This window comes from Psychrobacter sp. P11G5, from assembly GCF_001593305.1.
Lineage (GTDB): Bacteria > Pseudomonadota > Gammaproteobacteria > Pseudomonadales > Moraxellaceae > Psychrobacter.
Genome location: NZ_CP012533.1, coordinates 945,190 through 957,194, shown reverse-complemented (window position 1 = coordinate 957,194; position 12,005 = coordinate 945,190). Strand labels below are relative to the sequence as shown.

Here is a 12,005-nt window from a genome sequence, read left to right as displayed (position 1 = left end):
GAAATATTATTGTCATTATTGACTGGTCAAAATCTCTGCCATTTCTGGGCGACCAAGCACCCCTTTTTTACGCAGCTCAACATGTCCAAGATCCATCATTCGCCAGTCACCACCCCACACAAGTCCGGCTGATTTGGCTACTTTACCATATATTTTATAGCCTCGCATTGCCCAAGGATCCTTTTCAGTTATAACAATCTTACCATTTCTAATAAAAGCACTATCTCCTGCCAAACCAAACTGATGATAGCTCTTGTATGATCCTGCCTTAGTCACGTGAGTGCCTTTTTTGAGCAGTCTCGCTTGTCTTGCAGGGCTACGATAGCCTTCTAGAAGCACCATATCATAGCCATACTGGTCACTCATTACCTTATACACAGTCAACAGACGTTGAACAAACTCTGAATTCATTTTTTTCCAATTACGGTCAGCGTTTTTGATATTTATATGGCCATTGTGTAGATGCGAAGCCAATATATCTCCTGAATAGCCAGTAGTAAGATCTTGAGCATCTAGATCTGATAAGTCAGGCTCAGGTAGCATCAGTGGTCTTTCAGCTTGAGGCGTTACTATCTCTGTGTCGGGCCAATAACCCTTTTCAGTCTGTGTGGCTTGATAACTTGCAATCTCAGCTTCAAGCTCAGCGAACAACTCCTCTGGCGGCGGCGGTGGCGGTCGCAGACGCTCACCTACAAGTAATTGATTGATTTGTGAATTAGCCTTGCTGGGCATAGCATCTTGAGCATGATAAACCTCAAGAGAGTTATTTGTAATAAGGGCATAACACAACCCAGCGGTAGCCGTAATAATCAATACTGACAGGGCAGATATAACAGGAATTCGAGCAATATCTATACGCGAAGTAAAGCTACCAAAATCCCTAACATGAGAACGAATTGGCTTTAAACGAATTGGCTTTACTTGTGCTCTGATTAACAGAAGATTAAGTTTAAAGCTAAATAATTGCTGGACACTGTTTTTTAGCTTATCTAACAGTCGCCCACATAGCTGACGATCAAAAAGCATAATGATCATGATGACGGAGATGAGCGTAAATATAGAGACAGTCACATAAATCATAAGCAATAAGTTATCACAAGAAAATAGCAAACAGGCGTTGATGATTATTATTTTCTAGGTATTATATAGGCAAACCTCCTATCTTTAAAATAAAGCTGACTTAATTAAGCTAATTTATTAAAACCTTTATAGCTAACCTCTTATATAAAATAATATTTTTATCAAAATAATCCATCTTAACCTCTTTATATCTGGTATTTTCTTTAACTGCTTGAAAAAACGCAACCCTTAAGATACAGTTTTTATTTTTAAACTAAAAATATATTAGTGAAATAAAGTAATGAAATAATTAGCAAGAATGATGTTAATACCATAAAATATCGCTTATAAAACATAATAATATGCTAAAAAAATAATTACTGGTCAACAAAGAGGGAGTTTAGGTAAGTGAGTGCAACAAAAATAATGTCATACAGTCGCTATATTTTAGTGATGCTCTTAGTGGTTTATCTCATACTGGTCTGGATGTACTTTAAAGACAATGCGCTACAGCTTACCTCGTCCAACTTATTACTCTGGTTTGTCGTTGTCCCATTGATGCTACTTGGCTCTATTATGGCGATTCGATGGATGCAGAAAAAAATGGAAAATAAAACTGGCAACATACCAGACATTGCTGTTGAACAAGAGAATACTAAACTGCCTAATTCTTATAGATTGTTTATGTATAGCAGTGTTTGTTTGCCTGAAGGGGATAGCTGGTCTGAGGTGATTGATAATGATGCAGACCTTACCTTATTAAGTGAAGATCTGACAGATTTTGATGGGTTGCCGATACTGATAAAGCCTATTACAAAGTTAGCTGATGCTGCATCTTTACCATATGAATATATGCATGATGTCTATCTAGAAAATTCACTAGAAAACTCAGATTTCCTAGAAGACTCAGATTTTGACGATGATAGTTTAAATCAAGCCTTTGACAATGAAACATTTGATGAGGAGTCTCATACGAGACGTGTAACAGATCTAAACAGCATCACTTTGCGTTTGTGCTCATTAATTCATGAACAGCTATCTTTAAGCGATGAGATCTTGTCTAGCATTGCTGAACACTTCAACAGTCACTATCAGCCAGACAGTCAAGGGCCTAACTCAGCTATTAATATTCATCCTGAGTGGCAACAGCATTACCTCATTAGTGCAGACAACGAAAATAATGACGAACCCACCACTACCTTCCCTGATGCTTCACTCTCTAAGTTGCCCATCTATTTATGCATACCTGATGGCGCAGACTCATCCTTACTTATTGTTGCTATAAAAGAGCAGTTGGCGACCTATGGTATCTCTGAATCATTGATCTCTATAACACCTATTATTACTAATGATACTGATGCAGCAGACGATAATGCTAATAATCACGAAATTTATGACCCTATTAATTTTATCAATGAACATGTGATGCCATTGTCTCAATCGGCGTCCCCTGAGCTTTGTTTATTGATTATCGTAGACTCACAGATTAATGATGCGTGGCTAGAATCGCAGCTGCACTCAAGTAATACTTCCAACGTCATCCCTACTGAAGCAGGTGTGCTACTAGTATTCTGCAATCAAGCTGCTCAAGACGTACTCGATATCGATACCAACGCTAGCTTTTTGTTAACTGAAATTTGCACGCCTAATGTCAAAGACGAGGATGTCAAAAACAGTGACCCTAAAGACAGTATTTCCAAAAAAAGTATGGCAGAAAACAACGATGTCAATGCCAATAGCAATTTCAATAATAGTCTCACTAATAAACGTAGTTATCTTAATAATTTAACAGTGATCAAAAACCTATTAATTGATAACTCGCTTTCACTAGCACCGACAAACAAAACAGAGTTACAAGCCACAAAAAAAACGACTGCCGTTATAACAGATACAGCTAGTAAATATTTCACAACTAAAGTTTTGCCATCTGATATCAGTATTACTGTACTTTCAGACATTAATCCATTAAATCAGCCCTATGATATGTCGTTACTCATGAACTTCATTGATGCATTTATAGCGCATGGCGCTCTAGTAAATGAACGCCATTTAGGGCATTATATGCCATTAAGTACTTGGTTAAAGCCATTTATCAGCCTATCTCTATTGATTAACTTAGCTTCTGAAGGCCAACAAGAGTCAGATAGTATATTTTTAATTACCCAACATAAGCAATGCTCTATGCTTTGGTTGGCAGACTACGACCAAACGCCTTGATCAAATCTTTTGATCACACGATAATGCTTCATTGTTGTAAATACTCATTTTATTATCTTAAGATCACATTAGGTAGCACGCATGTTTTCAAGGTTTTTTCATCTTATCTACAACCCAAGAGTATTATTAGTTTTGGGTATCATAGTCGCTCTAGTCTTGTTATACGACTATGTGACAATCAAAACCTTTACCATCATTATTGGCATTTTAATAATAAGCACGGTGTTGGGAGTGTTTGGCTATTATCTGTGGAAAAAGCGCAAGAAGGCTTCAAATGAACTAGCCGACTTGGTTGAAGATAATAATGAAAGCTTAGATGATGACGCTCACGTAGCAAAAGATGAAAATGCCCAAGAAGTCCAAGCCCTACGTCAACAAATGCAAGATGCTATTAAAACCATACGCAAATCAAAGATTGGCGATCAAACCGGTAAGGCAGCGTTATACGAGCTACCTTGGTATATGGTTATTGGTAATCCAGCAGCAGGTAAAAGCTCAGCAGTACTGCACTCTGGGTTAAAGTTTCCATTTATGGAAAAAACCAATAAGCTATCGGTAAAAGGGATTGGCGGTACGCGTAACTGTGATTGGTTCTTTTCAACCGAAGGTATTTTACTCGATACTGCGGGACGTTACTCTGTCTATGAAGAAGATCGCTCAGAATGGCTATCCTTTTTAAACCTGCTCAAAAAGAACCGACCTAAAGCACCAATTAACGGCATTATCATCGCTGTCAGTATTGCAGAACTTACCAAAAACGATCCAAACTATGCATTAGACTTAGCCAAAAACTTACGCAGCCGCGTCCAAGATTTGACCGAACAGTTAGAAGTCTATGCACCTGTCTACGTGGTCTTTACTAAGATGGATTTGGTCTCAGGCTTTCGTGATTTCTTTAATGATTATGAACAAGAAGAGCGCAGTCAAGTATGGGGCGCAACCATTCCCTACCCTGAAGATCCTGAAAATATCAATATTACCGACGTATTCGAAGATCATTTTGGCGTATTGGTCAACGGTCTAAAGGATTTGAGTACGACTAAATTGTCTTTGCGTCATCAGCGTACTGTATCTCCCAGTCTGATGACTTTTCCTATGGAATTCCAGTCGCTACGTCCGATGATAAGGACGCTCATGCACGCTTTATTTGAGGACAACCCTTTTCAATTTAAGCCCATATTGCGCGGATTTTACTTCACTAGTGCTTTACAAGACGGACAGGTTAGCAGTCAGATGACTTTGCAAATGGTGCAAAACTACGACTTGCATCCGCCAGCTGTACCACTAAATGCCCAGCAAGAAGCCGCAGACAAGCCATATTTCTTACAAGATTTATTCTCTAAAGTTATCCTAAAAGACAAGCATTTGGTCAAACAACACAAAAACCGTAACAAACGCAGTCATCGCGCTCTGGCGACATTGGCTGCTGTCATAGCTTTGTGCGCGGCTGTCGGTCTTTGGACATGGTCATATACCAATAATAAACAATTAATTGAACGCGTAGTAGCCGATTTACAACAAGTCACCGAGCTACAAAAAAATTCTAATGGTGATCTGCAGTCTCAGCTTGAATCGCTTAGCATCTTGCAAAGCCGGATAAAGCAGCTTGAGGGCTACGAAGAAGATAAACCACTGTCTTTAAGCTTTGGTCTCTATCAAGGTGACAAGCTCAAACAAAAACTGCTGACAGAATACTATAACGGTATCGGCATCATTGTCTTGGCGCCTACAAAACAAAATATAGAAAAGTTCCTGACAGAAGTAAATACTAACGCGGCACAGTTAGAAGTACGCACAGAGGAAGCTCTAACTGAAGATACGGCTGAGACCGCAACTAATGATGCCTATATTCAGTCTGATCCTACCGACGTTGAAGATGCTTATAATGCGTTAAAAGCTTATCTCATGCTTGGCAATCGTGACAATCTAGAAACCAGCCATTTAAGTGATCAAATGACGCGATTTTGGCGTAACTGGCTTGAAGCCAATCGTGCAGATATGCCGCGTGATAAAATGATTCGCCAAGCTGAGCGTATTTTGAGCTTTACGCTGGCTCATGTCGATGACCCTGCTTTCCCGCTTATCCAAAACGACTTAGGGTTGATAGATGAAACTCGCAGCAATCTATCTAAAGTTAGCAAAGGTCAGCCTGCTCGTGAACGCGTCTACTCTGAAATTAAAATGCGCTCATCTGCCCGCTTTCCTTCTATTACAGTCGCACAGATTATCCAAAACAATACTAATGAGGCGCTACTTGGCAGCTATGTGATCTCAGGCACTTTTACCAAGCAAGCATGGGACTCTTTTGTCAGTGATGAGATTGATAAAGCCGCCACTACTAGAGTAGTAGCAGATGACTGGGTGCTAGCAACCAATAGCCAAGATGATCTCACTTTGACTGGTAGTCCTGAACAAATACGACAATATCTGGTCAATCGCTATAAGCAAGAGTACATCGCTGAATGGAAACGCTTTTTATCACAAATTTACGTTCGTGATAGTGAAGGCTTCGATGACCATGCTGTCTTATTAAATCAGCTGTCTAATGCGACAGAGTCACCGTTAAAAACTTTATTTGAGACGGTTGATCGCCAGACCCAGTGGGACAACCAAGCGGCTAATCAAGCCTCTGGCAATGGTAGCCAGTCTCGACGCTCATTTGTAAATTGGTTTAAGCAAACTATATTACGTCAAAGTCCAGCTGAGCTTCGTCAAGCAGAAGCCGCAATGAACAATGGTAGTAGCTCTAGTGATACAACCCCCGCTCCACAAGCCAATTCAGGTGTGATCGCCCAAGAGTTCTCCTCTATACATGTCTTAGTTACACCAAGAGAGGACAATCAAGACCTATCGCTATTAGACAATTACCTAGCAAGCTTAGGAAACATTAGAACGCGTTTTAATAATATTGCGCGTAGTGACGATATCGGTCCTGATGCTTTATTGTTTGCTTCGCAGACCCTCAGTCCTGATGGCTCAGAGCTAACCAAGTCTCTACAGATTCTCGATGAGCAGATATTGAGTCAAGCCAATTCGGAGATAAAACAGCTTGTTCGCCCATTATTAAGTGAGCCGCTGACTCGCTCCTTCAATATGTTGCTGACGCCTACTAAGGCGGAGATTAATAAAGTCTGGAAAGCGCAAGTACGCAAACCTTTCATCGATAATTTAGAGAAAAAATACCCATTTACTTCTAATGCTAATTTAGAGGCGACACCAGCAGAGATTGGTCAATTCTTTGGGGAAGATGGCTACGTGGCAAGATTCGTGAACGAGACCTTGTCACCCTTTATCATTCGTCGCGGTGATCAAATCTCAAGTAAGATTTGGAATGGTGCAGGTTTGGGTTTGAACCCACAGTTTGTCGCTGACTTTGGTCGTTACTTTGTCAACTATACTGGTAGCAATAGTACGAGCCCTTCCGGTGCAGCTGGTGCTAGTGGCGCTTCCAATCAAACAACGTTCCAGATTATGCCATTACCAGTGAGCGGCTTGACAGAGTATACAATCGTAGTCGACGGCCAGCAGCTGCGTTATCGTATGGGCACTCAAGCATGGACGACTTTTGTATGGCCAAACCCGAGCAGTCAGCCTGGCGCTAGTATTAGAGCCAAGGACTATGATGGCAGAGACTTTACTGTCTTTGAGGAAGCCGGAAGCTTCGGGGTAGAACGCCTCATCAATAGTGCGCGCCGAACCGAGCTTGGCGACGATATTTTTGAGATGGCATGGTCAGGTGATGGCACAACTATCTCTGTGCGCTTTAGAGTCATCAGTGGCAATAGTAATAATGCCACTCAAGGTCGCTCCAACAATCCATTCACTGGTATGAAGTTACCTGACGATATTATCGCACTTGGGGTTACGCGTACTGCAAAGCCAGTTACTGATGTCAACGCTAACCATAATAGTCCTTCTACTGCTGCTAACGATTCGGCAGCTAATTCAACCAATCAGAATAGTGAACAAGGTAGTACAACCAGCTCACAACCGGTAAACGCTTCAAATTTAACCCCCAGTACCAATGATGATACTAATAATAGTACGCAAGATAACACGCTTACTACTACCAATACTTCTGCAGCATCTGAGCAGCAGGAGCAAACGCCATGATACCTGAAACACTACCTTTAGTTTATTTTGGCAAGCTGCCTGCTCGCGGAGACTTCGTGCGTGCGCGCACTCATATCAACGAAACCAACATCATTGACCAATGGGTAAGTCAAGCGCTGACTACCTCAAGCTCTATATTGAACGAGTCGGCAGTAAGTGATGAATCCTTTCAAGAGCCAGACTTTTTAAATTTTAGTCATGTCGATACTGCTACGAATCAAATCATTACTGGAGTGCTTATACCCAGTCATGATAGTAGTGATAGAAAGTATCCTCTTATCGGCTTTGGTGTCATCCATTTGGATAAACCCAAAAGCTGGACGAACTACCTTCCTATCAAATCGCTTACACTTTGGGATGATATTTATGCAACGTTGAGTGCGGCGAAGGCTCAGAGCGATAATACACAAGTGACTGATAATTTAAACGACTGCCTGCTGACTATCGATAACAACGCCAGCACACACTATTATGATTTTATTAATACCATGACTCTACAAGACATTTCGGTATTAATGGGTATCAATAAGCAGCAACTGGTACAGCAGATTATTGCAATAGGCTTGTTATTTTTACCTACTTTCACTAAAGGCTTCAACGGTCTCAATAAATCCATATGCTGGACACTAACTTCCGATAAAGCCAGCGCTATACATATGGCGACTTTTTGGCATGACTTGATAAGTGGCTTTTACCAGCCACATCAAATCTGTCTTAACACTTATCTATACCGTACATCTAATCATTATCGTTTGTTGTTGAGCTTTACCAAACCTGACGGACGCGTACTTAGCCAACTAACAAGTAGCGGAGATACAAAACCTGATGACTGGGTCTGGATCGCTAATAGTGACTGGACGGAAGGTTACATCGAAGAAGATATCGGTCTGACTCGCTTTAATAAAGTGTTATTACAAGACAATATTTATCTGTACGACACTAGACAGCTGTTCAAAAAAACTTTCTTAGCTCAATAGCATTAATGACTATGTTTAATATTAAAAAAGGTACTTTAATGAAAGTCCTCTCAATAATGACAATACCTAAGCTAACACATCGCAAAAAAGGTCTAATATTGGCTGCTGCTATGACACTTTCTATGAGTGCAGTTGTCTTTGCAGAGCACAATGACACCCATGTTACAAATGGCTCGCAAAATGTGCCTGTCGTTATCAAAGGTGTCGTCGCTACCAGCTCAGATAAGCAGCAACTCCTCGAAAAACTGAAAGCACAATACCCTGATAAGCAGGTAAGAGACGAGATTGAAGTCCGCTCAAATATCAGTATACCGACCAATTGGCAGCAGATAGCAACGGCCATTATCGATAGCGATATCTCCAATATTCGCCAAGGTCGTATTGATATTCATGGTACTACCATTAGCTTACACGGCAAGGTCAGCAGCCTTGAACAAAAGCAAGCGATTCAAAACCGTATTCATACGCGTTTGACCGACCTCTATCAATTGGAGAACCAGCTAGTCGTAATAGAAGGCGAACAACGTCTAATAGATGATACCTTAGGGGATCGTATCGTTGAGTTTGAATCAGGCAGTGCCAACCTTACCTCATTAGGTCTTGGTATCTTAGACGACATGGCAGGTGTCATTCAAAGTGTAGGTGATAAGCCAGTAATTATCATCGGTCATACCGATAATGTGGGTAACCCTGCTTCCAACTTGGCTTTATCAAATGAGCGTGCAGAAGCGGTCAAGCAATATCTAATCGGTCGTAACATAGATGCTGCTCGTCTAAGTACTGCCGGCAAAGGTGACGCTGATCCTATCGCCAGCAATGACACTTCCGAGGGTCGCACCCGTAATCGCCGTATCGAGTTCACCCTCGGCGAATAACGTTGCTGTCCATGACGATGACAGCAGATAAATGACCATGTTTATGATGCCATTGCTTAACAATAGGGATATTTATTATGCTACGCTTGACCAATACCGTGCTCCCCATGCATCCTGATAGGCTCTATGCTAGCGTGTGCAGCACTCAAGCATCCTATGCCAGTAGCCATCAAGATATTAGTGCGCATCAAGTATGGCTACATAAGCTGATCCATGGATCCTGTGAAGCTGATATCATCGCCCAGCTCAACCCAAGTAGTCCGTCATCGTCAGAGCAGCACCAGCACGGCATCGACACCTACGTGCTACACGTCTATATCCATGAGCTCAATCACCCTTCTTTTACGCCACTGACCCCCTTGATTGGTCGCCCCTTAACCCTAAGCTTTGATACCCCAAGTGGGCTTACCTATCGTCATCTATATATCACTGCAACGCGACAATTAGATCATGATGGTAGCTATGGCTACTATCGACTCATCGCACAGCCCGTCACTTATCGCTTGCATCAGCATCTACGCAGCCAGATAGATACTGACCTGTCGGTACAAGCCATGGTATCAGAACGCGTCGCCATGCAAGAGATAGACGTGGTCGATGACAGTGGCACTGATGGCAGTAGTGAGGAAAACGCCAGTTGGACCCCAGCACGCATGACCCAGTGGCAAAGCAGTGACTGGAGTCATATCTGTGAGCGCCTTTCAAGACAAGGACTCACCGCTTACCTGCGTCATGCTCAAACTGAGGAGCATGCCCCGCCCAAGCTTATCATCACCTCAGCCTATCCAAGCATTGAGGACGGTATTAGCTCTAATATTGGTGCCCTATGCTTCGGTCAAGTCCTACATGACCGTGTCGACGCCCCTATCCTAGCCCTCAGTGAGCAGATCAATAGCCAACCAAACACGATTACAATGCAGCGTTTTAATAGCGCTAGCGTGGCGCACCCAACTCAGTCAGCAGAGATTGCTATTGGCGGTGATAGTAGTGAAGCAGGACAAAACGCCCTAACCTTAGACACTCCAGCCGCATTTGCTCCTGTGACAAATACTGAGTCTATCGATGACGCTATTATCATGGCAAACAGTCATCACAGCCGCTACAGCGTTTACCATGCGCTTGCTCACTGCACTGATTTAAACGTTGCGGACACCTTTACCCTAGTGGGTCATAGCCATCTTAATCAGCATTACCGTGCCACTCATATCGTGCATTTAGCACGCAATAGCCTCACTCATGTAACAGGGTTGACCAATAGTCGTCGTCATCACGAGCGTCATGCCTCCAGTCTAGAAGCAGGTATTCATTTAACCCAGCTCAGACTAATCACCACCGACACCCCTTGGGTCGGTCCTTTGTATAGCAGACAAGTACTCCCTCCGATGACAGGGATCACAGACGCTCAAAGCGATGCGGACAGTCGCAATCATATGACGCCGACACGCAACTATTTATTAGATAGCCCTACTCAATCTATCAATCGATTAGAAGCCCAAGCAGGCGCTAACTATGGCAGCCACTTTACCCATAGAGAAGGTGATCAAACTCTGATGCAAGCTATCGGTGATGGTGAGCATCTGATTAATACCGGTAGCTTATTATCATCAAGTCGCCCTAGCCTGTTTGCCACAAATAATGAGCAAGCGGTCGAGAGCGGCTATCGCAACACGGATAACGGTTTATCCGAATGGATCAGCGATCATAGAAGTGAGCAAGCCTATTCACAACTTAACGTCGATGCAGGAGACATTTCCGCCAGTCTAAAAATGGGCATTATCAATCCATCAGACACAGCCAAACGTCAAGGTATCAATGCGACAACCAATGCCCAAATAAGCATTAAATCAGGCGAAGCGCTGGTGCTCTCAACCCAGCCACAAACCAATGCGCAAGTCCAAAAGCACAATTACCAACATCATACCCCTACTTTGACCCAAACCGCACTAGGTGGTCAGCACTTAGCAGAACGCCTCACGCAATTAGCAACGGGACTGGGACTGGGACGTAATGTAAATGATCATAAAGTGATTAAGACTCAGCTTGAGACGATCGCTAAAGAACAACAAACTAAGACTCACCAACAGACGCCATTCACCCTGATCGATAGCGCAGCAGATAGCAGCTATGTGAGTAGCGATACCCTTATCCAACGCTCTATGGGCGAGATGATCAGCACTACGCAAGAAGATATGATGATCAGTAGTGGCAAGACTCATAACCAGATCAGCAGCGAGTCACTCAATATAGTCGCCGATGGTCAATTTAGTATGACCAACGCTAAAGATAACATTACCCTCTCCGCCCATACGGGGAAGCTGGAAGCGACGGCCAAGCAAGATGTGAACATCGCTTCCTCAACCAAAGAGGTTGAAGTTGTCGCAACCAATAAAGTGACGATAACCGCAGGAGGTGCGAGTATCACCCTTGATGGTGCTGATATTACGATTGCGGCAAAAGAGGTGGTCGAGAAAGGCGGTAAGCATGGTAAGGCTGGGGGTGGGGTTGATAGTAGTTATTTATCGCGTTTACCTTTCGATAAGTTTATTGAAAAAGAGTTCTTTGATGAGCAGGTTCAGTTTTTGAATGCAGCAGGAATACCTATAAAGAATATTGATTATGAATTGTTGGGTAGAAAGTTACGTATCAAAGGAAGAGTAGATGATGAAGGTAAAACAGTAAGAGCAGATACTGACACAGAATCAGAAAAGCTAGAAACTAAAATAATATTTAAGCCTATTGAAGGTTTAAAAGAAATATAGCGAGT

Annotated in this window: 6 protein-coding genes; 5 read left to right on the top strand and 1 reads right to left on the bottom strand. The window is 42.5% G+C overall.

Annotated elements, in window-relative coordinates:
• Positions 1-15: 15 nt before the first annotated feature.
• A complete protein-coding gene (locus tag AK825_RS14530; protein ID WP_227514111.1) occupies positions 16-1,071 on the bottom strand; it encodes a M15 family metallopeptidase in 1,056 nt (351 codons plus the stop codon).
• Positions 1,072-1,467: 396 nt separating this feature from the next.
• Between AK825_RS14530 and AK825_RS04075 the strand changes: the two genes are divergently transcribed.
• The 5 genes from AK825_RS04075 (at position 1,468) to AK825_RS04055 (ending at position 12,000) form a co-directional block, all read left to right on the top strand.
• A complete protein-coding gene (locus AK825_RS04075; protein WP_149038747.1) occupies positions 1,468-3,276 on the top strand; it encodes a hypothetical protein in 1,809 nt (602 codons plus the stop codon).
• Between the two features lie 81 nt (positions 3,277-3,357).
• Positions 3,358-7,389, top strand: a complete 4,032-nt coding sequence (gene tssM, locus AK825_RS04070; RefSeq protein ID WP_068034876.1) for a type VI secretion system membrane subunit TssM — start codon at positions 3,358-3,360, stop codon at positions 7,387-7,389.
• Positions 7,386-8,366 (top strand): type VI secretion system-associated protein TagF, encoded by a 981-nt coding sequence (gene tagF / locus AK825_RS04065; protein WP_068034875.1) that lies wholly within the window; start codon positions 7,386-7,388, stop codon positions 8,364-8,366. The genes tssM and tagF overlap by 4 nt, the downstream gene beginning before the upstream one ends.
• Before the next feature lie 110 nt (positions 8,367-8,476).
• Entirely contained in the window at positions 8,477-9,241 is a 765-nt protein-coding gene (locus tag AK825_RS04060; RefSeq protein ID WP_158511265.1) for an OmpA family protein, read from the top strand.
• Positions 9,242-9,318: 77 nt separating this feature from the next.
• Positions 9,319-12,000: a DUF2345 domain-containing protein gene (locus tag AK825_RS04055; protein WP_068034873.1), complete on the top strand. Its 2,682-nt coding sequence runs from the start codon at positions 9,319-9,321 to the stop codon at positions 11,998-12,000.
• Positions 12,001-12,005: the final 5 nt, after the last annotated feature.

Bases quoted from the DNA above. Each gene is read 5' to 3' on its own strand.
- tssM (WP_068034876.1), top strand. From the start codon at position 3,358: ATGTTTTCAAGGTTTTTTCATCTTATCTACAACCCAAGAGTATTATTA.
- tagF (WP_068034875.1), top strand. From the start codon at position 7,386: ATGATACCTGAAACACTACCTTTAGTTTATTTTGGCAAGCTGCCTGCT.
- AK825_RS04060 (WP_158511265.1), top strand. From the start codon at position 8,477: ATGACACTTTCTATGAGTGCAGTTGTCTTTGCAGAGCACAATGACACC.
- AK825_RS04055 (WP_068034873.1), top strand. From the start codon at position 9,319: ATGCTACGCTTGACCAATACCGTGCTCCCCATGCATCCTGATAGGCTC.